This is a genomic window from Actinacidiphila sp. DG2A-62 (assembly GCF_035825295.1).
Taxonomy (GTDB): Bacteria; Actinomycetota; Actinomycetes; order Streptomycetales; family Streptomycetaceae; genus Actinacidiphila.
In genome coordinates this window covers 5,478,182-5,499,771 of the sequence record NZ_JAYMGI010000002.1, presented here as the reverse complement: position 1 = coordinate 5,499,771, position 21,590 = coordinate 5,478,182, and the positions used below count along the sequence as shown (strand labels likewise).

Genomic DNA, 21,590 nt, shown 5'->3' with positions numbered 1-21,590 from the left:
CTCGGCACGGGAGTCACCATGCGTGTATTCGTCACCGGCGCCAGCGGCCACATCGGGTCGGCCGTGGTGCCCGAACTGCTCGGCGCGGGCCACGAGGTGGTGGGCCTGGCCAGGTCGGCGCAGTCGGCCGCCGCGGTCGAGGCGCTCGGCGCGCAGGCGTACCGCGCCGACATGGCCGACCCGGACGCGCTGCGCGAGCCCGCGGCCGGCGCGGACGCGGTGGTCCACCTCGCCTTCGACCACGCGACGCTGGCCGCGGGCGACTTCCCGGCCGCGGTGCGCACCGACCTGGCCGTGGTGCGCGCGCTGGGCGACGCCCTGGCCGGCGGCCCGGGCTCCGGCTCGGGCGCGCAGAAGACGTTCGTCGGGATCGGCCTGACGCCCACCGGCGACCCGGCGAGCGACGCGGCCTTCCAGGCCAACCCGCGCAGCGCCGTCGCGCGCGAGATCGTCGGCTTCGCCGAGCGCGGCGTGCGGCCGCTGCTGATGGCCGTCCCGCCGGTCACGCACAGCGCGCGGGACCGGCACGGGTTCATCCCGATGATGATCCGGGTGGCCCGCGAGCGGGGCGTCTCCGGCTACGTCGACGAGGGCGCCAACCACTGGCCCGCCGTGCACACCGAGGACCTGGCCCGGCTGTTCCGGCTGGCGCTGGAGAAGGCCCCGGCCGGCGTGCCGCTCATCGGCGCGGCGGAGGAGGGCATCGAGGTGCGGACGATCGCCGAGGCGATCGGCCGCCGCCTGGGCCTGCCCACCGCGAGCATCCCGGCCGAACGCGCCGCCGAGCACTTCACCGGCTTCCAGTTCGCCGCGCTCGACGTCGTCATGCCGAACGCCTCCACCCGCGAGCTGCTCGGCTGGGAGCCGGTCGGCCCCGGGCTGCTCGCCGAGCTGGAGGACGGGCACTACTTCGACGCGGCGTGAGGGCGTGGGGCGTCGACGCGGGCGGGGAGGGCTCGACCCGGCGGGGCGCGGGCCGCTGGGCCGGGCCGCCTGACGCGGCGGCGGGGGCCGCGGGCACCGGGCCCGCGGCCCCCGCCGCGTCGACGCTCGGGAACGCTCGGCTCACCTCAGGGGAACCGGCACTGGAACCGGCACTGGAGCCGGCAGCGGAACCGGCACTGGACCCGGCGGTGGAACCGGCGCACCTCAGTGGAAGAAGTGCCGCGTCCCGGTGAAGTACATCGTGACGCCCGCCTTGCGCGCCGCCTCGACCACCAGCTCGTCGCGGACCGAACCGCCGGGCTGGGCCACCGCCTTGACGCCCGCCTCGGCGAGCACCTCGAAGCCGTCGGGGAACGGGAAGAACGCGTCGGAGGCCGCGTAGGAGCCGGCCGCCCGCTCCACGCCCGCCCGCGCCACCGCGAGCTTCGCCGAGTCGACCCGGTTGACCTGGCCCATGCCCACGCCGACCGTGGCGCCGTCCTTGGCGAGCAGGATCGCGTTGGACTTCACCGCGCGGCAGGCCCGCCAGGCGAAGGCCAGCTCGGCCAGGCCCGCCGGGTCCAGCGCCTCGCCGGTGGCCAGCGTCCAGGTCGCCGGGTCGTCGCCCGCGGCCTGCAGCCGGTCCTTGTGCTGGACCAGCAGGCCGCCCTCGATCGGGCGCTGCTCCAGGGTCGCGGCGGGCGCGCCCGCGCAGCGCAGCACGCGGATGTTCTTCTTGCGCGACAGCACCTCGACCGCGCCGTCCTCGTACGCGGGCGCGACGATCACCTCGGTGAAGATCTCCGCGACCTGCTCGGCCAGCGCCACCGACACCGGCCGGTTCACCGCGATCACGCCGCCGAAGGCGGACAGCGGGTCGCACGCGTGGGCCTTGCGGTGCGCCTCGGCGACGTCGGCGCCGACCGCGATGCCGCACGGGTTGGCGTGCTTGATGATCGCCACGCACACGCCGTCGTGGTCGTACGCCGCCCGGCGCGCGGCCTCGGTGTCGACGTAGTTGTTGTACGACATCTCCTTGCCGTGCAGCTGCTCCGCGCCGGCCAGGCCCGCGCCGCTGCCGTCCGAGTACAGCGCCGCGCCCTGGTGCGGGTTCTCGCCGTAGCGCAGGGTGGACTGCCGGGTGTATGTGGCGCCGGCGAAGGACGGGAACTCGTCCTGCCCGGCGTAGCCGCTGCCGGCGAACCAGGAGGCCACGGCCACGTCGTACGCGGCGGTGTGCTGGAACGCCTCGGCGGCCAGCCGCTTGCGCGTGGCCAGGTCGAAGCCGCCGTCCTCGGCGGCGGCCAGCACGTCGGCGTACCGCGCCGGGCTGGTGACGATCGCCACCGAGGGGTGGTTCTTGGCGGCGGCGCGGACCATCGAGGGGCCGCCGATGTCGATCTGCTCCACGCACTCGTCCGGGCCCGCGCCGGAGGCGACAGTCTCGCTGAACGGGTAGAGGTTGCTGACCACCAGCTCGAACGGCCGGACGTCCAGCTCCTCCAGCTGCCGCCGGTGGTCCTCCAGGCGCAGGTCGGCGAGGATGCCGGCGTGCACCCGAGGGTGCAGCGTCTTGACCCGGCCGTCCAGGCACTCGGGGAAGCCAGTCAGCTCCTCGACCCGGGTCACCGGCACGCCCGCGTCGGCGATCCGGGCGGCGGTCGAGCCGGTCGAGACGAGTTCGACGCCGGCCGCGTGCAGGCCGCGGGCCAGCTCCTCCAGGCCGCTCTTGTCGTAGACGCTGATCAGGGCCCGGCGGAAGGCCCGCTTGGTGGCGGGGTCGCGGTCGGGGGTGTCCGTGGAGCCGGTGGCCGTTGTGGAGCCGGGGGTGCCAAGAGTGTCCGTGGAGCCGAGGGTGCCAGGAGTGACGTCGGCGCTCATGCCGGAATCCGTACCTTTCGTCCTTCGATGCGGTAGCCGTCGCGCGACAGCCGTCCTACGACGTCGACGAGCAGGCGCCGCTCGACGTCCTTGATGCGCTCGTGGAGCGCCTCCTCCGTGTCGTCCGGCCGGACCTCGACCGCGCGCTGCGCGATGACGGGGCCGGTGTCGACGCCGTCGTCGACGAAGTGGACGGTGCAGCCGGTGACCTTGGCGCCGTACGCGAGCGCGTCGCGGACGCCGTGGGCGCCGGGGAAGCTGGGCAGCAGCGCCGGGTGGGTGTTCACGAACCGGCCGCCGAAGCGGGCCAGGAACTCCTTGCCGACGATCTTCATGAAGCCGGCCGACACCACCAGGTCGGGGTCGTGCGCCGCGGTGGCCTCGGCCAGCGCGAGGTCCCAGGCGGCGCGGTCGGCGTGGTCGCCCACCTTCACGGTGAAGGTGGGCAGCCCGGCGCGCTCGGCGCGGGCGAGTCCGGCGATCCCGTCGCGGTCGGCGCCGACCGCGACGACGCGGGCGCCGTACCCGGGGTCGGCGTCGATGGCGTCGAGCAGCGCCTGCAGGTTCGTGCCGGAACCGGAGACGAGGACGACGAGGCGGGCAGGGGTGCGGGCCACGGTTCGGGCCTCTCTCGGTGCAGTGCGCGCGGTGCGCGCGGGAACGGCTGGTCGGGAATGCGGCTCGGGGCGCGGACGTTGACCGGGGTCGTCGGGCGGCGTCGGACACTTTCGGACATCCCGGGGCGTTGCCGGTCAGGTCCGCTTGGATGTTCGTACGAGTCGGGGCCCGCCCGGATTCCGGGGAACCCTACGAAGCCGCCGACCGTCAGCAACGATACCGGCACCGGGGACGGCCCCCGCGGGACGGGGGAGCGCGCGGACGGTAGCGTTTCGTTGGAGGCAACACGTACGAGCGGCGTACGACAGACGTACGCGACAGGAGTCGAGCCCAGAGGGATGGCGCATCACACCATGAGCAGCGGCCGCATTGAACTCGCGCTGCGCGCGCCCGAGGGCGATCAGCGGGACAACCCGTTCGCGCCGCCCGCCGAGGGCGCCCCGGACCGGCCGTGGCAGCCGCGCGGGCCGCAGGGCGGAGCGCAGGGGCAGGGCGGGGGTCCGGGCGGGGGTCCGGGCGCGGACCCGGGGTCCGGCGGCGGGTCCGGTTCCGGCGGCTCGGGGTCCGGCGGCGGCTCGGGGTCCGGCGGCTGGGGGCCGGGGTCGCAGCCCGGGTCCGGCCAGGGCGACGGCTCCGGTGGCGACGGACGCGGCACGCCTCCCCCGCCGCCGGTGTGGGGCAGCCAGTGGAGCAGCCGGCAGCCGCAGTCGGGCCGGCGCAGACCCGTTCCAGCGGCCTCCGCAGCAGCAACAGCCCAGCGGCCCGCAGGGCACCGGCCCGCGGTTCGACCCGACCGACCCCGCCCAGCGGCGCTCCCGCTACGCACTGGTGTGCGGCGGCTGGGGCCTGATCTTCGCGCTGTTCGGCTGGACCGCGATCGGGCTGCTGCTCGGCGCGCTCGCCCTGTACTGGGGCATCAGCGCGCTGCGCATGTCGCCCGAGGACCGCGAGTCCGCCCGGGCCTCGGCGGCCTCCGCGCTCGCCGACGCCACGCAGACGCCCCGCCCGGCGCCGCCGGCGCCCGGCCCGGACGCGCAGCGGTCGTTCCTGACCGCGGCGTGGACGGGCATCGTGACCAGCGCGGTCACGCTGGCGATCGTCGCCGCGACGTACGGCTTCCAGCTCGCCTACCGCGACTACTACACCTGCAAGTCCGACGCGCTGACCTCGCCGGCGTCGCACGCGTGCACCAAGCTGCTGCCGGGGCCGTTCCGGGACCTGCCGGCGTTCAAGAACTGACTCAGGAACCGGCGTTCGCGAACGTTCGGGAACGTTCGGGAACGTTCGGGAACTGACGTCCAGGAGCTGAGCCGCCGCGGTCGGCGCCACCGCGGCGCGGGCACGACCGGGTCAGGCCGACAGGGCCGGGGGCCGCGCGGCGTCCTCGGGGAGGCCGGCGGGCAGGCAGGTCGCGGCCAGCTCGTCCAGCGATATGCCGAGCGCCGCGGCCAGCGCCGCCACCGTGAAGAACGCCGGGGTCGGCGCCCGCCCGGTCTCGATCTTGCGCAGCGTCTCCGCCGAGACCCCGGCCGCCGCGGCGACCTCCACCATGCTGCGGTCGCCGCGGGCCCGGCGCAGCAGCGTGCCGAACCGCTCGCCGCGCTCTCGTTCCCACGGGGTCAAGGGAGTCCTCACCATGCCTGTGATACTAATACCGGTATAAGTATTGGGGCAGCCCGGGTGCCGTGCCGTCGAGCCCGCCCGGGCCGCCGGAGGGCGTCCGGGCGGCGGGCGGCAGCGGCCCGGGCGGTGTCGGAACCGGCCAGGGCGCCGGAGAGGTGGACGGACATGGTGGAGATCAAGAGCCCCGCGGCGCTGGAGGCGATGCGCGAGGCGGGGCGTGTGGTGGGGAACGCGCTGGTCGCCGCGCGCGACGCCGCGGCGGTCGGGGTGCGGCTGCGGGAGCTGGACGAGGTGGCGCGGGAGGTGCTGGCCAAGGCGGGCGCGACGTCGCCCTTCCTCGGCTACCGGCCGCACTTCGCGCCGACGCCGTTCCCCGCGGTGGTCTGCGTGTCGGTGAACGACGCGGTGGTCCACGGCATCCCCACCGACGAGAAGCTGCGCGACGGCGACCTGGTGAGCGTCGACTGCGGCGCGACCCTGGAGGGCTGGACCGGCGACGCGGCGATCAGCTTCGTCGTCGGAGAGGCCCGCCCCGAGGACCTGGCGCTGATCGAGACGACCCGGCGGGCGCTGGAGGCCGGCATCGCGGCAGCCGTGCCCGGCAACCGGATCGGCGACATCTCCGCCGCGATCGGGGCGGTCGCCGACGAGGCGGGCTTCGGCATGCCGCCGGACTTCGGCGGCCACGGCATCGGCCGGCGCATGCACGAGGACCCCTCGGTGCCGGGCCGCGGCCGCCCGGGCCGCGGCTTCCCGCTGCGCCCCGGCCTGACCCTGGCGATCGAGCCGATGATGATGGCCGGCGGCCGCAACGCGTACCGCACCGACCCCGACGGCTGGACCCTGCGCACCACGGACGGCTCCCGCGCGGCGCACATCGAGCACACGATCGCCGTCACGGAGGAGGGGCCGCGGGTGCTGACGCTGCCGTGAGCCGGCGGGGGGCGTTGTCCAGGGGCCGGCGGCGGGGGCGGGGCCGCCTCCCCGCAGGGCCGCCGCCGCATAGCGCAGGCGCCGAGCGGCCGGTCACTCCTCCGGCGTCGACGGCGGCAGCGGCGGCGGGTCCGGCAGGACCGGCGGGAACACCGGAAGCGGCGCGGGCGTCGGCGCAGGCGCGGGCCACGGCAGCGGGTCCGGCGCAGGCGGCACGAGATCGGGCGCGCCGTCCGCCGCGGTGCCGCCCTGGCGGTTGCCGCGGCGTCCCACGTCGGCCGCGTCATCCACACCGGGCACTCCGCCCGTCCGCCCCGACACGTCGCTGCCCGCCGAGTCCGTGCGGACAGGCGCATCGGTCCGCGGGTCCGCATCGCTCCTGCGGGCAGACGCACCGGCGCGGGGCGGCGTGTTCGCGTGCCGGCGCGCGTCGGCCGCACGCGCGGGTGCGCCGTCGTACGGGGCCGTGTCGTAGGGGGCCGGGTCGGTCAGGCGGGTCTGCGCACCGGCACGCGGGTCGCCATCGTCCGTGCGAGCACGCGCATCGGCGTCCGGGCTCGCGTCGGCGGAGGGGCCCGTGACGGCGGAGGGGCCCGTGACGGCTGGGCGGGCTTGCGAGTCCACGTCGCGCGTCCGAGCCCACGCACCGGCCGGCGGGTCCGCATCGCTCCTGCGGGCAGACGCACCGGCGCGGGGCGGCGTGTTCGCGTGCCGGCGCGCGTCGGCCGGGCGGGCCTGCGTCGCGGCGGGTGGGACGGCGTCGGGGGTGCGGGCCGACGCGGTGGTGTGCGGGGGCGCGGCGGGCGTCTTCGTGAAGGGGTTTCGGGCGGGAAGGGGCCAGGACCGGCGGCGCGGGGGTCGGGGAGCGGCGGTCGGCGGCGCGTCGGCGGTCGAGGCGGCGTCGGAAGCAGGCGCTCCCGGATCACCGAAGTCGTCGGCGCGACGCCGGAACGGCAGCCAGGCTCGGCCGGGGCCGGTCGAGCCGGCGTCGGAGGCCGACGCGGTGGTCGCGGTGGACGCGGACGCGGTCCGGGCGGCGGCGGATTCCGCGGCGTTCGCGCGGCGGAAGCGGCGGCGCGCGAACCACTGCCCGGACGCCGGACGCGGAGCCGGCACGCCCTCGGCGCTGCCGTCCCCTCCCCCGGCCCCACGCGTGGACGCGCCCGCCGAACCCGTTCCGGACCGACGGCGGAGGAACGCCCAGGCCCGCCGGTCCGAGCCACCGTCGCTCACGCCGTCCGCGCCCGCAGCCCCCGGAGCAGACGCCGCGCCTCTGCCAGGCGCGCGATCCGCGTCCACCACCCCCCGGCGCCCGCGCCACCAACTACCGCCACGGGACCGCGAGTCGACGCCCGAGCCAACCCCCAGCGCAGAACCCGCGCCCACACCCCGGCGCCCGCGCAACCAGCTACCCCCATCCGACGCCGATTCGGCTTCCGCCGCAGCGCCCGGCGCAGAACCCGCGTCCACCACCCCCCGGCGCCCGCGCCACCAGCTACCCCCACCCGACGCCGGGTTCGCCGCGGCCGTGGGCGGGTGGGCGGTGTGCCAGGTGAGGAGGAGGGCTGCCGGGAGGGCGATGAGCAGGGTCCAGCAGAGCGCGGCGAGGGCGCTGAGCCACCACGTGGGGCCGACCTCGGCCATCACGCCGTTGCCGAGCGCGCCGCCCGCCCAGGCCGCGGCGACCGCGACGAAGACCCCCTGGAGCAGCGCCGCGCCGGAGGCGATCCGCAGGGTGCGCCACGGCGACCAGCCGCCGTCGCCGACCGTCCACGCCACCGCCGCGCCCGCCAGCACCGGCAGCGCGAGCGCGGCCCACCCGGCCCAGGACCGCCCGCCGGGCAGCGCCGCCAGCAGCGGGAACGCCGGCAGCACCGGCAGCCCGTGCACACCGGTCGGCGCCACCGCGCTGCCCGCGCCGACCGAGAAGCCCGCGCCCAGCCCGTAGGACATCGCCCACACCGCCATGTTGGGCACCAGCGCCGCGGCGAGCAGGAACACCGCGAACCGTCCCGCGTACGGCCCGCTGAGCTGCGCGTACGTACTCCCGGACGCGCCCGCGTGGCAGACCAGGGACGCCGCCGCGAGCAGCGCGCCGCCGCCGATCAGGACGCCGCAGCCGACCCCCGCGGCCCGCAGCGCGGCGACGGCCTCCTCGGCGTACCGCGCGGGCAGCCGCAGCAGTGGCGCGAGCGGGGCCGGCCGCAGCCCGTCCACGCGCCGGACGCCGCCGCCACGGCCGCGAACAGCGGGACGTAGAGCGCGGTGAGCGGCGCGACATGGACCGGCCCGGACGCCGCGTATGCCACCGCCATCGCCGCGACGCTCAGGTAGCCGGCCAGCACCCACCCGGCGACGACCGCGGCCTCGCGCAGGTCGGGCGCGGCGTGCACCGGCCCGGCGTACCCCGGCGCGGCCTGCCCGGCCCGCGTCCGCACGGCACGCTCCCCGGCACGGCGGCGCCGACGCGCGGCGTCCTTCGACGCGTCCTTCGACACATCCTTCGACCCATCCTTCGAGGCAGGCTCGGACTCCTCCGCCTCCTCCTCCGCGGGGGCGACCGCGGACGAGGTACCGCGGTGGACCAGCCACGCCGCGAGCACGCTGAGCAGCAGCGGCGTCAGGGCGATGGGCGCAGGCGCGCCGGAGAGGGTGTCGGAGCGGACGAGCTCCGCGCCCTGGGCGAGCAGCCACAGGCCCGCGCCGACGTGCAGGGCGCCGCCGAGGCCGCTGTCGGCGTACGGCGAGGCGATCCACAGCAGCAGGACGACCGTCGCCGGGATGCCCAGGCCCAGCCCGGCGGCCGACGCGCCGGCGGCGAGCGCGGACACCCGGGTCGAGGCCCAACGGGCGGAGGGCTCGCCCCGGCCGGGCGCGGCACGGCGCGGACCGGGGGCCCGGCGGGCGGGCGGCCCGCCGTACGGACCGTGCGCGCCGTACGGATCGCGGGCCCCGGGGGCGTCACGAGCGGCGTCACGAGCGTCACGGGCAGCGTCATGGGCGGCGTGCGGCGCGCGGGCGGCCGACGCCGCGGCGCGCAGGGGATCGCGGGAAGGCGTCACGGCGTCCCATGGTGCCAAGAACACCCGTTTCGCCCAGGGAGCGGGCGAAAGGTCGACGTGTCGCCCACGATGAGCACTATGTGTCACTTCTTCCGACGGTCGGATCTCCGGACCATCTGCCCGCTCGCGGGCGGCCGCCGATGAGCCGCCGCAACCGCAAGAAGGCCCAGCGGCGCCGCGCCGCGGCCGGAGGCGTCGCGGGCGCCTCGAAGGCCGGGGCGCAGGCTGGGGCGGCCGGAGCGAAGGCCGGGGCGCAGGGCGGACCGAAGGCCGGACCGCAGGCCGGGGCGCAGGGCGGCGCTACCCGGGCGAAGGCGGCGCGGGGCGTCGGAGATCCCGGAAGCACGGGAGGCGCCAAGGCGGGGGCGGCGGGACCGTCCGGGGCGGGGACGAAGGGAACCTTTGGCGCGGGGGCGGAGGCGGCGGCCCACGGGCCGACCGTACGGCGTTCCGCGGGACAAGGTCCGCGCGCGGTGCGATCGCCGGGCGCGGACCCCCGCGCGTACCGTCCCGTCGCCGCGACGATCGCCTCCCCGCAAGCCGCGTCCAGGGCCGAGCCCAGGCCTGAGCCCGACCCCAAGCCCGAGCCGAAGGCCGCGCCGGCGCATGAGGAAGCGCCGAAGTCCGCCGGCACCGGCCGCGGTGGCAACGCCGACGCCGACGCGCGCCGCGAGGGCGACCGCCTGGCCCGCAGGGCCGAAGCCGCGTTCGACCGGCTCTACGAGCGCACCGCCGGCGACCTGCTGCGCCAGGCCGAGGTGCTGACCGGCGACCTGGCGGTGGCGCGACGCGCGGTGGCGTATGCCTTCGACATGGCGTGGCAGCGCTGGCCCGAGGTCGCGCGCGACAGCGACCCGGTCGGCTGGGTGCGCGCCGCGGTGCATGACTACGCGCTGTCGCCGTGGCAACGCTGGCTGCCGGGCAGCCGCGCGCACCCGCTGCGGCCGTGCTCCCCGCTGGAGACGGCACTGCTCGAACTGCCGCCCGGGCACCGCCGCGCGCTGCTGCTCTACGACGGCCTCGGCCTGGACCTGCCCGAGGCCGCGGTGGAGAACGAGGCCACGACCGCGACGATGGCCGCCCGCATCATGCACGCACGCGAGGAGATCGTCATGGCCGCGCCGGACCTGCTGGAGCCGGACGGCGCGGACCTGCCCGCGCGGCTGGGCGCGTTGCTGGACGTCGGTCCGGACGCCGAGCCGCCGGAGCGCCCCGCGGGCGTGCGCGACGCCAGCGAGCGCGGGGTGCGCAACCGTACCCTCGGCGCGTACGCGCTCACCGGCCTGATCGCGCTGGTCACGCTGGTGGCCGTCCTCACCACCGGCGCGGGCGGCGGCGCCGGCACGCACCGTTCCGGCCACCACGGCAGCGGCTCGGGCCACGCGCGCGGCTCGGACGCCCCCGAGGACGCCGCTGGTCCCGGGAACGCCACGGGTCCCGGAAACGCCGCGGGCCGACCCCCCTTCGGGGAGCCTGGCCCGGGCCGTGCTGCCGTGACGCGCGCGGCGGTGGCGCGCTGACGCCGGATCAGCCGGCGAGGAGCTCCCGCGCGAGGCGCGCGGTCTCGGACGGCGTCTTGCCGACCTTGACGCCCGCGGCCTCCAGCGCCTCCTTCTTGGCCTGCGCGGTGCCGGAGGAGCCGGAGACGATGGCGCCGGCGTGGCCCATCGTCTTGCCCTCGGGCGCGGTGAAGCCGGCGACGTAGCCGACGACGGGCTTGGTGACGTTCTTCTCGATGAACGCCGCGGCCCGCTCCTCCGCGTCGCCGCCGATCTCGCCGATCATCACGATCAGGTCGGTGTCGGGGTCGGCCTCGAACGCCTCCAGCGCGTCGATGTGCGTGGTGCCGATGACCGGGTCGCCGCCGATGCCGACCGCCGACGAGAAGCCGATGTCCCGCAGCTCGTACATCATCTGGTACGTCAGGGTGCCCGACTTGGAGACCAGGCCGATGCGACCGGGCTTGGTGATGTCGCCGGGGATGATGCCCGCGTTGGACTGGCCGGGGGTGATCAGGCCGGGGCAGTTCGGGCCGATGATCCGGGTCTTGTTCCCCTTGGCCTGGGCCAGCGCCCAGAACGCGGCGGTGTCGTGCACCGCGACGCCCTCGGTGATGACGACGGCCAGCGGGATCTCGGCCTCGATCGCCTCGACCACCGCGTCCTTGGTGAACTTCTCCGGGACGAAGATCACGGTCACGTTCGCGCCGGTGGCCTCGATGGCCTCCTTGACGCCGCCGAAAACCGGGACCTCGCGGCCGCCCTCGAAGGTGACGGAGGTGCCGGCCTTGCGCGGGTTCACGCCGCCGACGATGTTGGTGCCGTCGCCGAGCATCAGCGTGGTGTGCTTCATGCCGGTCGCGCCGGTCATGCCCTGGACGATGACCTTGCTGTCCTTGTTCAGGAAGATAGCCATGGTGGTGTGTAGTCCTCTTCCCTTACTTCGCGGCCGCGGCCAGCTCGGCGGCCTTGTCGGCCGCGCCGTCCATGGTGTCCACCCGCTGCACCAGGGGGTGGTTCGCGTCGGACAGGATCTTGCGACCCAGCTCCGCGTTGTTGCCGTCCAGGCGGACGACGAGCGGCTTGGTGACCTGCTCGCCCTTGGAGGCGAGCAGCTCCAGCGCCTGCACGATGCCGTTGGCCACCTCGTCGCAGGCGGTGATGCCGCCGAAGACGTTGACGAACACCGACCGGACGTCCGGGTCGCCGAGGATGATCTCCAGGCCGTTGGCCATCACCTCGGCGGACGCGCCGCCGCCGATGTCCAGGAAGTTGGCGGGCTTGACGCCGCCGTGCGCCTCACCGGCGTAGGCGACCACGTCCAGGGTGGACATGACCAGGCCCGCGCCGTTGCCGATGATGCCGACCTGGCCGTCGAGCTTGACGTAGTTCAGGCCCTTGGCCTTGGCGGCGGCCTCCAGCGGGTTGGCGGCGGCCTTGTCCTCCAGCGCCTCGTGCTCCGGCTGGCGGAACGCGGCGTTGGCGTCCAGCGAGACCTTGCCGTCGAGCGCGATGACCTTGCCGTCACCGGTCTTGACCAGCGGGTTCACCTCGACCAGCAGGGCGTCTTCCTTGACGAAGACGGTCCACAGCTTCTGCAGCACCTCGGCCACCTGGTCGGCGACGTCGGCCGGGAACTTCGCGGCGGCCACGATCTCCGCGGCCTTCTCCGGCGTCACGCCCTCCAGGGCGTCCACCGGGATCCGGGCGAGGGCGTCGGGGTTCTCCTCGGCGACGACCTCGATCTCCACGCCGCCCTGCACCGAGGCCATGGCCAGGAAGGTGCGGTTGGTGCGGTCCAGCAGGAAGGAGACGTAGTACTCCTCCTTGATGTCCGCGGTCTCGGCGAGCATCACCTTGTGGACCGTGTGGCCCTTGATGTCCATGCCCAGAATCGCGTCGGCCTTGGCGACCGCGTCGGCGGGGTCGGCGGCGAGCTTGACGCCGCCGGCCTTGCCGCGGCCACCGACCTTGACCTGCGCCTTGACGACCGCACGGCCGCCGAGTCGCTCGGCCACCTCGCGCGCCGCCTCAGGCGTGTCGATGACTTCACCGGCCAGCACCGGTACACCGTGCTTGGCGAAGAGGTCCCTCGCCTGGTACTCGAACAGGTCCACGCGCGTCCGTCTCCCTTTTCCTGGACTTGTCAGGCCACTTGTCAGGCCGTGGCAGGTGCTGGGCACCTGGTCGGGCCTCGTCGGGCCGCAGGCCGCTGCCGCCATCGGGGATGTGCGGCGCCGCCTGATCGGCTGGGCGTGCCGCTACGGGCAGGGCGACTGCACTGTCACAAGGGAAGCGCACACGGTGACCGAGTACGCGGCATGTCCGTCTTGCAGGTTATCGCCGCGGGCGGTGGCGGCCTAAATCGCGGATCACTTGTGCGCGGTGAGAACGGTCACAGATCCAGCGGCGGGGCGGGGCGCGGGGCGCGCGGGGGCGGGCGGGCGCCGCGCCACCGGACGGGCGGCCGGGTGCGGGGAGGGACGGCCGGGCACCCGGGCGGGCCGCCGGGCGGGCGGTCACGCCTCGGGTATGGGGAGCGGGCGCTTCTCCAGGGCCGCGGCCATCACCTCGGGGAACAGGTCGGGGGTGCAGGCGAACGCGGGCGCACCGAGGGCCGCGAGCGCCGCCGCGTGCTCCCGGTCGTAGGCGGGCGCGCCCTCGTCGCTGAGCACGAGCAGCGCGACGAACTGCACGCCGGCCGCCTTCATCGCCGCGACGCGCTTGAGCATCTCGTCCCGTATGCCGCCCTCGTAGAGGTCGCTGACCAGGACGACCACCGTCTCGGCCGGACGGGTGATCAGGGACTGGCAGTACGCCAGCGCCCGGTTGATGTCGGTGCCGCCGCCGAGCTGGGTGCCGAACAGCACGTCGACCGGGTCGTCCAGGTGCTCCGTCAGGTCCACCACGGCGGTGTCGAACACCACCAGGCGTGTGTTCAAGGACCGCATCGAGGCGAGCACCGCGCCGAACACCGAGGCGTAGACGACCGACGCGGCCATCGACCCGGACTGGTCGACGCACAGCACGACGTCCTTCTTCACCGCGTGCTCGGCGCGGCCGTGGCCGATCAGCCGCTCGGGGACGATCGTGCCGTGCTCGGGCAGGTAGTGCCGGAGGTTGGCGCGGATGGTGCGGTCCCAGTCGATGTCCCGGTGCCGGGGGCGGCCGACCTTGGCGGCGCGGTCCAGCGCGCCGGTGAGCGCGGTACGGGTGCGGCCGGCCAGCCGCTCCTCCAGGTCCCGCACCACCTTGCGCACGACGGCGCGGGCGGTCTCGCGGGTGGTCTCGGGCATCGCCTTGTTCAGCGACAGCAGGGTGCCGACCAGGTGGACGTCCGCCTCGACCGCCTCCAGCATCTCGGGCTCCAGCAGCAGGGCGGACAGGCCGAGCCGGTCGATCGCGTCGCGCTGCATCACCTGGACGACGGAGCTCGGGAAGTACCTGCGGATGTCGCCGAGCCAGCGCGCCACGTGCGGCGCGGACCCGCCGAGCCCCGCGCCGCGCTCCGTGCCCCGGCTCGCCACGCCGGCGCCGGCGCCCGGCCCGTCCCCGTAGAGCGCGGCGAGCGCCCGGTCCATCGCGGCGTCCTCCCCGGCCGGCTCGTGCCCGGTGCCGTCCGCTCCCCCACCGCCGAGCACCAGCCGCCACCGCCGCATCCGTTCGTCGTCCCCGGCGGGGCGCGGGGCGGGCCCCGCGCCGGCGGGGGTGCTGGCGGGGGCGGCGGCTGGGACGTCGGCCGAGACGCCGGCCGAGACGCCGGCCGGGACGCTGGCGGAGGCGCCGGCCGGGAAGTCGGCGGGGACGTCGGCGGGGGCGGCGGGCCGCGGGTCAGTCGGTGAGGTGGTCATCTGCCAGTTCCCCCAGGTCCGTTGTGGTCGTGGTGCCGAGCAGGAGCCGTACGGTGTGGACGGCCGCGTCGGCGCGCGCGGTGTCGAGAGCCGCGCCGAAGCCGGGCAGGCCGGGCTCGCCGCCGGTGGCGGCGGGACGCGACCGCGCGGGGCCGCGGCGGACGAGTTCGCCGAGGCTGCGGCGCACTCCCGGCTCGAACTCGGCGAACGTCCGGCGCAGCAGCGGCAGCACATCCGTGAACGCCTCCGCCGGCACCCGCGACAGCCACCCGTCGACCAGCGCGAGCAGCCGTTCGTCGTGCACCAGCAGCATGCCGCCGCCGGCGAGGAAGCCCTCGATCCAGCCGGCCGCCTCGACCGGCCCGGCGCCGGGCGACAGCGCGAGGCCCATCAGCCGGGCCGCCTCGTCGGCCGGCAGCCTCCCCTCGTCCACCAGCAGCCGCGCCGCCGCGCCGCGCAGCAGTCCGGGTATCGCGCCGTCCCGCTCGGCCAGCGCCCGCACCATCTGCGCCCACCGCTCCCGGAGACCGCCCCCCGGCGCGGCGCCGGCGACCGCGCCGCCGGCCGCCGGGGACCGTTCCTCCGCCGGCGCGGCGGGCGGCGGGACCGCCGGGGGCGTCGGGCCGGCGGAGGGCGCGAGGAGGTGGACGGCGCGATGGGACGCGTCGAGATGGACGCGCAGGGCGCGGGCCGCGTCGGGCGCGATGTTGACGCAGGCCGCGGGGAAGCCGATCCGGACGCGTTCGGCGATGCCCTCGGCGACCTCGGCCAGGGCGGCGGAGTCGGTGCCGCGCACGTCGCCGTAGCGCACCGCGCGGACCAGCGCGGGGAGCGCCGCCGCGAGGTGGGCCACGTCCGCGTCGAGGGCCGCGCGGTCGGCCAGCACCCGCATCACCACGGGCAGCGCCTCGGAGAGCCCGGCCCGCAGGCAGGCCTCGGCGAGCGCGGTGACCTCGGCGAGGGTGGCGGACCCGGTCGCCGCGTCCTCGGCCCGGGCGGTCGCGGCGGCCCGGACCGTGGTGCCCCACACGCCCGCCTCGGCGACGCCGATCGCCGCCTCGGGCTCCCACCGCAGCCGCCAGGTCTCCCGGAACGTCCCCTTGCCGCCGCGGCTCGCCACCGGCTCGCCCCACGCGATGCGCAGCAGCCGCAGGCGGTGCAGCAGCCGGCTGCGGTCCGCGTCGAGGTCGCGGCGCAGGTCCAGCTCCAGTTCGCGCTCCGCCGCCTCGGGCTTGAGACGCAGGCGGCGCTGCTCGCGCGCCAGGTCGCGGGCCAGCGGCACGGCGGGCGCGTCCGGCGGCACCTCGCCGAGCACGTCCCCCACCACCAGCCGGTCGCGGATCAGGTCGAGCGGCACATCGGAGCCGTCGCACATCACCGCCCTGACCGCGTCGGTGGTCTCGCCGAGCCCGGCGAGCGGGCGGCCGCGCATCGCCGCGAGCGTCTCGGCGAGCCGGACCGCCTCGATCACGTGCGCCGGGGAGACCGGGAAGTCCTCCGCGCGCAGCAGCTCGGCGACCTTGGTGAGCCACCGCTCCACCGGCCGGTCCTGCGCGGTGAACAGGTGGCGGTACCAGCCCGGCGAGTCGATCCCCGCGCCGTACCCGCTCGCCCTGGCCAGCCTGCGGTGCGTCCAGGGCACCCAGGTCGTCTCGACCTTGGTCCTGGGCAGGCCCTTGAGCAGAGCCTTGTCCGCGGCGACGGTGGTCCGCGCGGTGAGCGCCGGCACGTGCCAGGCGCCGCACACCACCGCCGTGCGGGCGTACGCGCGCCGGGCCTCCCGCAGCCGCAGCCGCATGTGCGCCTCGCGCACCGCGTCCTGCTCGTGCCCGCCGTCGCCGTACGTCTCCCGGACCGCCGCCATGGCCTCGGCGAGCGCGGCGAACGGCGCCAGCGCGTCCCCCTCCCCGCCGCGGTGCTCCACGGCGTCCTCCCACCAGCGCTCCGCGTCGTCGTACCCGGCGGTCGCGGCCAGCACGGCGAGCGGATCGATCCGCACGGCCGCGGCGTCCCCTTTCGGCTCCTCCGCGCAGTCGTCCGCCGGTCCGACCGCCGGACGCTTCGACGGTCCGCCCGCACGACCGTGCGCCGGGCCGTCCGCCGGGCCGTCCGCCGGTCTCCCCGAGGGTCCCCCCGCCGGTCCCTCCGCCTCCGCGGCATCCCCCCGTCCCCGCACCGCCTGCTCCCGCGCCTCCCGGTCCGTCCCCGCCCCAGGCTCGCCGGCCTTCCCGCCCTCGCCGGCCTCTTCGCTCCCGGAGGCGAGCGTGTGCGCGGCCGGGAGGTCGATGAAGCGGATCTCCGCGCCCGCCTTGGCCGCCCACCGGATCGCCACCCACTCCGGGGAGAACTCCGCGAACGGCCAGAACGCCGCCTTCGACGGGTCCTCCACCGCGTGGGCGAGCAGTGCCACCGGCGGGCGCATCGCGGGATCGGCGGCGAGCGCGGTCAGCGCGTCCGCCTCGGGCGGCCCCTCGATGAGCACGGCCTGGGGGCGGTACGCCTCCAGCGCCGCGCGCACCGCCCGCGCAGAACCGGGTCCGTGGTGCCGTACCCCGAGCAGCACCGGCTCCTCGCCGGGCCGGGGCGCGGGCGGCGTCATGCCGACACCTCGCGGCAGGCACGGTAGAAGTCCTTCCACCCGTCCCGTTCCCGCACGACGGTCTCCAGATATTCCTGCCAGACGATCCGGTCGGCCACCGGGTCGCGGACCACCGCGCCGAGGAGGCCCGCGGCCACGTCGCCGGCGCGCAGCACGCCGTCGCCGAAGTGCGCGGCCAGCGCGAGGCCGCTGGTCAGCACGGAGATGGCCTCGGCGGTGGAGAGCGTGCCCGACGGGGACTTGAGCTTGGTCCTGCCGTCCTCGGTGACACCGGTCCGCAGCTCGCGGAAGACGGTGACGACCCGGCGGATCTCGTCCGCGCCGTGCGGGGCGGCGGGCAGGTCGAGGGCGCGGCCGAGCTGGCCGACCCGGCGGGAGACGATCTCCACCTCGTCGTCCGCGGTGGCCGGCAGCGGCAGGACCACCGTGTTGAACCGGCGGCGCAGCGCGCTGGACAGCTCGTTGACCCCCCGGTCGCGGTCGTTGGCGGTCGCGATCACGTTGAAGCCGCGGACCGCCTGGGTCTCGGCGCCCAGCTCCGCTATCGGCAGCGTCTTCTCCGACAGGATCGTGATCAGCGTGTCCTGCACGTCGGCCGGGATGCGCGTCAGCTCCTCCACGCGCGCGATCCGGCCCTCGGCCATCGCCCGCATCACCGGGCTGGGCACGAGCGCGGCGCGGCTGGGCCCGTGGGTGAGCAGCTGCGCGTAGTTCCAGCCGTAGCGGATGGCCTCCTCCGGGGTGCCGGCGGTGCCCTGCACCAGCAGCGTTGAATCGCCGCTGATCGCCGCGGCCAGATGCTCGGACACCCAGGTCTTGGCGGTGCCGGGCACGCCGAGCAGCAGCAGCGCGCGGTCGGTGGCCAGCGTGGTGACCGCCACTTCGACGATGCGCCGCGGGCCGACGTACTTCGGCGAGACGACCGTTCCGTCCGGCAGTGTGCCGCCCAGCAGATACGTGGCCACGGCCCACGGGGACAGCTTCCACCGCGGCGGGCGCGGGCGGTCGTCGGCGGCGGCGAGCGCGGCGAGTTCGTCGGCGAACGCGGTCTCAGCGTGCGGGCGCAGGGCGTCGGCCGCCGCCTCGGTCCCGACTCCGGCGGCGTGCGCGGTCACGGTCGCGGCGCTTGTCGTTTCGGACATGGTCTCCCCCACTCACCGGCCGGGATCTGGGCCCCGGCCCGGGCTCGTTCGTCGTGCTTTTCGTGGTGCTTCGCGTCGTGCTTCTCGTGGTGCTTCGCGTCGTGCTCTCGTCGTGCGTTCGTCGTTGTCCACCACGATGCACCCGACCACTGACAATCCGTCACCGAGCGCGATATGCGCAGGTCAGCGCGATTGTCAGTGGTGGGCCCTACGGTTTTGGGCATGGAGACCGAGGCACGGTGGACGGTCGATCAGGTGCTCGCGCTCGCGCCTGACGACTCATCACGAAAGGCGGGCGCGCGGCTGGCCACGCCCGCGCCGTGGTCGGGCACCGGCGCGGCCGGTTCGCTGGTGTGGGGCTTGTGCACGGGCAGCGGCAGCCGGCCGTATCAGACGGCCGTGGACGTGAGCGGCCCGGCCTTCCGCTGCACGTGCCCGAGCCGCAAGTTCCCGTGCAAGCACGCGCTGGGACTGCTGCTGCGGTGGGCGCAGGGCACCGCGGCGCAGGGCGGGACGGCCACGGTCGGCGGGGTGGACACGGCGGCCGTGCCGGACTGGGTGGCGCAGTGGTCGGCCGCGCGGATCGGGGACGAAGGGAGCGGGGCGAAGAGCGTGGGCGGGGCCGCGGCGCAGGGGAGCGCGGCCCCGCCCCCGGAACCGCCGGGCCGGGAGGCGGCGCGGCGGCGGGCCGAGCGGCGGGCGGTGCGGGTCGAGGGGGGTGCGGTGGAGTTGGAGCAGCGGCTGACGGATCTGCTGCGCGGCGGGCTGGCCGACGCGGACCGGGCCGGGTATCAGCCGTGGGACGAGGTCGCGGCGCGCATGGTGGACGCGCAGGCGCCCGGACTGGCCGCGCGGGTTCGGGAGTTGGCCGCGCTGCCGGCGAGCGGGGGCGACTGGCCGTCGCGGATGCTGGAGGAGGCCGGGCTGCTGCATCTGCTGGCCCGCGGCTATCTCGGCCGCGAGCGGCTGCCGCAGCCGCTGGTCGAGACGGTCAGGACCCGGATCGGCTTCACGGTCGACACCGCCGAGGTGCTCGCGGGGGCGGCGATGCGCGAGCGGTGGCTGGTCCTGTCCGTCACGGACACCGCCGAGGACCGGCTGACGACGCGGCGGATATGGCTGCACGCCGAGGGGCCGGGCCGGTTCGCGCTGCTGCTGTCGTTCGGGGCGGCCGGGCGCGCGCCCGAACTCGTCCTCCCGACCGGGGCGGTGCTCGACGCGGAGCTGGCCTACTACCCGTCGGCGGTGCCGCTGCGGGCGGCGCTGGGCACGCAGTACGCCACGGAGCCCGGCGACGGTGCGGTCCCCCGCGGCGTCGGCGTCGCGGCCGCGCTCGACTCCTACGGCGCGGCGCTCGCGGACGACCCCTGGCTCGACGCGTGGCCGGTCGTGCTGTCCGGGGTCGTCCCCATACCCTCGGCCACCCGGTGGCAGCTCGCGGACGCCACCGGCGAGGAAGCGGTGCCGTTGGCCGGCGCGGCGTCGCACTGGCGCCTGGCCGCGCTCTCCGGCGGCCACCCGCTCACGGTCTTCGCCGAGGTCACCCCCGCGGGAGCCCGCCCCCTGGCCGCCTGGCCCGCTCCGTCGACGCCACCGGTGTCACTCACCGCCTGAGTCCCGCCCGGGTCCGGGGCAGAGCCCGGGTCCGGCTGGGACGGGGCCAGGACCGGGGCAGGGCTGCGGATCGGTGCGGGCCGCGCCTGCTCGGGCCTGGGCTGCGCTCACGGCGGGACGGGCCGGGCAGGGCGAGGAGCAGCGCGGAGCCTTTCGGGATCGGGATCGGGATCGGAACCGGCATCGGGATCGGGATCGGGATGCGGAGTGAGGGGAGTCGGGGATGGGGTTGGGGTGGGACGACCTGGTGGGGGTCGCGTTGCTGGGGACGGAGCGGCGGCGCCCGGAGGGGATGGTCGGGGACGCGGAGGAGGCCGCCGCGGGCGTGCTGGACGCGGCGGCGGCCGGGGTGGTGCGGCGGCGGGCGGGGCTGCGTCCGGCGGTCGCCGGGGAGCGGCCGCCGATCGCGCCGGAGGACCCGCGGCCGGAGCTGCCGGAGGCGGCACGGCGCCGGCTGGAGATGCTGCTCGCCGCCAGGACCGGGCGGGGCGCCGCGCCGAATCTGGCCGAGTTGCTGCCGCAGTGGCTGGCCGCCGCGCGCCACGAGGGGTACGCCGCGCCGCCGGCGCTGCTGCCCGCGCTGCTGGACGCGGCCCGGGCGCGTACCGACCTGCGGCCGGACGCCCTCGCGCTCGCGGGGCCGCGCGGGTTGTGGCTGGCGGCGCTGAACCCGGACTGGAAGTTCGCGCTGCGGGCCGGCCGCACCGCGGCGGGGGCAGGGGCGGAGGTGGGGCCGGAGGCCGAGGCGCGGGTGCGACGGCTGTGGGAGGAGGGGCTGTTCGCCGAGCGTGTCGCGCTGCTCACCCGGGTACGGCTGGCCGATCCGGCGCGGGGCCTGGCCCTGTTGGAGTCCGCGTGGCGCGGTGAACGCGCCGAGGACCGGCTGATGTTCGTGGACGCGCTGCGCACCGGGCTGAATCCGGCGGACGAGGCGTTCCTCGAACAGGCGCTGTCCGACCGCAGCAGGAACGTACGGGCGACGGCGGCCGAGCTGCTGTCCGCGCTGCCGGACTCCGCGCTGGCCGGGCGGATGGCGGCGCGGGCCCGTACGTGCGTGTCGCTCGGCCCGGACGGCGTGGTCGTCGAGGCGCCGTACGAGTGCGACGCCGCGATGGAGCGCGACGGCGTGGTCCGCAAGGCGCCCGGAGGCCGGGGCGAACGCGCCTGGTGGCTGGGGCAGTTGGTGGACTCGGCGCCGTTGGGGACGTGGACGTCGCGGTTCGGCGGGCGCACGCCGGAGGAGATCGTGGCGCTGCCGGTGCTGGACGACTGGCAGCCGGACCTGCACGCCGCGTGGTGCCGTGCGGCGGTCCGGCAGCGGGACGCGGTGTGGGCGCGGGCGCTGCTCGGGCCGCCGCCGCAGCCGGCCGCGCCCGTCATCGCCGTGGGCGACCCGGCGAAGCTCCTCGGCATCCTCCCGGCTGGGGAACGCGCGGCGTGGGTCGCGGAGTTCGTGGCGTCGCACGGGTTGGCGGACGCGTTCCAGATGCTGGGGGTGTGCGCGGTGCCGTGGGCCGAGCCGCTGGGGCGGGCGGTGGTCGACGCGCTGGACATCGCGCGGGACGCGGGGAGTTATCCGTGGAGCTTCAGCGGCGTCATGGGGCTGGCCGAGCGCTGTCTGGACCCGACGCAGGCCGAGCAGATAGCGATGCTCGTCGCCTCCGGCGAGGAGACGGCCGACGCGGCGCCGGGCGCCCGGGCGTACTGGGGCGAGGCGTTCCAACGTCTCGCCGGCACCCTCCGGCTCCGCGCCACGATGCTCGCGGAACTCCGCGCCGGACGCTGACACCGACCGCGTGTGGACGCGAGGCAGCGTCCGGCGTCATGCGAAAGCGCCCCCCCGA

14 protein-coding genes and 1 pseudogene are annotated in these 21,590 nt (G+C 76.5%); 6 read left to right on the top strand and 9 right to left on the bottom strand.

Annotated features, from left to right (window positions below; genetic code table 11):
- Nucleotides 1–18: 18 nt before the first annotated feature.
- Nucleotides 19–924: an SDR family oxidoreductase gene (locus tag VSR01_RS24725; protein ID WP_326451326.1), complete on the top strand. Its 906-nt coding sequence runs from the start codon at nt 19–21 to the stop codon at nt 922–924.
- 225 nt (nt 925–1,149) lie between these two features.
- On the opposite strand, the gene purH is transcribed toward VSR01_RS24725, so the two are convergent.
- Together purH and purN are read right to left on the bottom strand one after the other, a co-directional pair.
- On the bottom strand, nt 1,150–2,805 hold the full coding sequence (gene purH / locus VSR01_RS24720; protein WP_326451325.1) for a bifunctional phosphoribosylaminoimidazolecarboxamide formyltransferase/IMP cyclohydrolase: 1,656 nt from the start codon (nt 2,803–2,805) through the stop codon (nt 1,150–1,152).
- Complete coding sequence (purN, locus tag VSR01_RS24715; protein ID WP_326451324.1) at nt 2,802–3,422, bottom strand: phosphoribosylglycinamide formyltransferase; 621 nt, start codon at nt 3,420–3,422, stop codon at nt 2,802–2,804. The genes purH and purN overlap by 4 nt, the downstream gene beginning before the upstream one ends.
- A gap of 637 nt (nt 3,423–4,059) precedes the next feature.
- Between purN and VSR01_RS24710 the strand changes: the two genes are divergently transcribed.
- The gene (locus VSR01_RS24710) at nt 4,060–4,662 is read left to right on the top strand and encodes a hypothetical protein (protein WP_326451323.1); all 603 of its coding nucleotides are present in this window, start codon (nt 4,060–4,062) and stop codon (nt 4,660–4,662) included.
- Between the two features lie 111 nt (nt 4,663–4,773).
- Here VSR01_RS24710 and VSR01_RS24705 read toward each other — a convergent pair whose 3' ends face one another.
- On the bottom strand, nt 4,774–5,061 hold the full coding sequence (locus tag VSR01_RS24705; protein WP_326451322.1) for a helix-turn-helix domain-containing protein: 288 nt from the start codon (nt 5,059–5,061) through the stop codon (nt 4,774–4,776).
- Nucleotides 5,062–5,211: 150 nt separating this feature from the next.
- On the opposite strand from VSR01_RS24705, the gene map reads away from it, so the two are divergent.
- Nucleotides 5,212–5,979, top strand: coding sequence for a type I methionyl aminopeptidase (gene map, locus VSR01_RS24700; RefSeq protein WP_326451321.1), 768 nt, complete (start codon nt 5,212–5,214; stop codon nt 5,977–5,979).
- Nucleotides 5,980–6,072: 93 nt separating this feature from the next.
- Here map and VSR01_RS24695 read toward each other — a convergent pair.
- Nucleotides 6,073–8,810 (bottom strand): annotated as a pseudogene (locus VSR01_RS24695) (cell division protein PerM).
- A 704-nt stretch (nt 8,811–9,514) separates the two neighbouring features.
- Between VSR01_RS24695 and VSR01_RS24690 the strand changes: the two are divergent.
- A complete protein-coding gene (locus tag VSR01_RS24690) occupies nt 9,515–10,561 on the top strand; it encodes a hypothetical protein (protein WP_326451320.1) in 1,047 nt (348 codons plus the stop codon).
- Nucleotides 10,562–10,568: 7 nt separating this feature from the next.
- Here VSR01_RS24690 and sucD read toward each other — a convergent pair whose 3' ends face one another.
- From sucD to VSR01_RS24665, 5 genes are all read right to left on the bottom strand, one after another.
- Nucleotides 10,569–11,456 carry a succinate--CoA ligase subunit alpha gene (gene sucD / locus VSR01_RS24685; protein WP_326451319.1) on the bottom strand — a complete coding sequence of 296 codons (888 nt, stop codon included), beginning with the start codon at nt 11,454–11,456 and terminating at the stop codon, nt 10,569–10,571.
- Nucleotides 11,457–11,478: 22 nt separating this feature from the next.
- Nucleotides 11,479–12,657: an ADP-forming succinate--CoA ligase subunit beta gene (sucC, locus tag VSR01_RS24680; protein ID WP_326451318.1), complete on the bottom strand. Its 1,179-nt coding sequence runs from the start codon at nt 12,655–12,657 to the stop codon at nt 11,479–11,481.
- Between the two features lie 402 nt (nt 12,658–13,059).
- The gene (locus VSR01_RS24675) at nt 13,060–14,199 is read right to left on the bottom strand and encodes a VWA domain-containing protein (protein WP_326453795.1); all 1,140 of its coding nucleotides are present in this window, start codon (nt 14,197–14,199) and stop codon (nt 13,060–13,062) included.
- 172 nt (nt 14,200–14,371) lie between these two features.
- A complete protein-coding gene (locus VSR01_RS24670; RefSeq protein ID WP_326451317.1) occupies nt 14,372–16,990 on the bottom strand; it encodes a DUF5682 family protein in 2,619 nt (872 codons plus the stop codon).
- Nucleotides 16,987–18,132: an ATP-binding protein gene (locus VSR01_RS24665; RefSeq protein ID WP_326451316.1), complete on the bottom strand. Its 1,146-nt coding sequence runs from the start codon at nt 18,130–18,132 to the stop codon at nt 16,987–16,989. Before VSR01_RS24665 ends, VSR01_RS24670 begins: the two co-directional genes overlap by 4 nt.
- A gap of 222 nt (nt 18,133–18,354) precedes the next feature.
- Between VSR01_RS24665 and VSR01_RS24660 the strand changes: the two genes are divergently transcribed.
- Together VSR01_RS24660 and VSR01_RS24655 are read left to right on the top strand one after the other, a co-directional pair.
- Nucleotides 18,355–19,746 carry an SWIM zinc finger family protein gene (locus VSR01_RS24660; protein ID WP_326451315.1) on the top strand — a complete coding sequence of 464 codons (1,392 nt, stop codon included), beginning with the start codon at nt 18,355–18,357 and terminating at the stop codon, nt 19,744–19,746.
- 223 nt (nt 19,747–19,969) lie between these two features.
- Nucleotides 19,970–21,532, top strand: coding sequence for a DUF5691 domain-containing protein (locus tag VSR01_RS24655; RefSeq protein WP_326451314.1), 1,563 nt, complete (start codon nt 19,970–19,972; stop codon nt 21,530–21,532).
- Nucleotides 21,533–21,590: the final 58 nt, after the last annotated feature.